The organism is Micromonospora sp. ALFpr18c, assembly GCF_008868155.1.
Lineage (GTDB): Bacteria > Actinomycetota > Actinomycetes > Mycobacteriales > Micromonosporaceae > Micromonospora.
Genome location: NZ_WBKR01000500.1, coordinates 1 through 457 on the forward strand (window position 1 = coordinate 1; position 457 = coordinate 457).

The window sequence follows — 457 nt, forward strand, 5'->3', positions numbered from 1 at the left end:
CCCGCGACCGCGGACACGGCCGTAAGGAGACCCGCACGGTCAAGGCTGTCACCCTGCACATCCCGGGCGGGATCGCCTTTCCGCGCGCCCAGCAGGCCGCCCGGATCATCCGGACCCGCACCGTGGACGGCAAGACCAGCAGGGAGACCGCCTACCTGGTCACGTCCCTGACCGCCGCCGACGCTCAACCCGCTGACCTGCAGAGGTGGACGAGGGCAGAGTGGCTGATCGAGAACCAGGTCCATAACGTCAGAGACGTCACGTTCCGTGAAGACCTGCATCAAGCCCGAACCGGCACCGGACCCGCCGTCATGGCCACCCTGCGTAACACCGCGATCGGCTGGCACCGCATCAACGGCGACACCAACATCGCCCGCGCCAACCGCCGCTCCGACCGCCGATCACACGACCTCATCGACGCCGTGACCAGCAGTTACACCAACACGCAATGACCCTG

General features: G+C 67.4%; 1 protein-coding gene. It reads left to right on the forward strand.

Annotated elements, in window-relative coordinates:
- The coding region (locus tag F8271_RS31840) for an ISAs1 family transposase (protein ID WP_151493451.1) at positions 1-452 on the forward strand (452 nt) is incomplete at its 5' end.
- Positions 453-457: the final 5 nt, after the last annotated feature.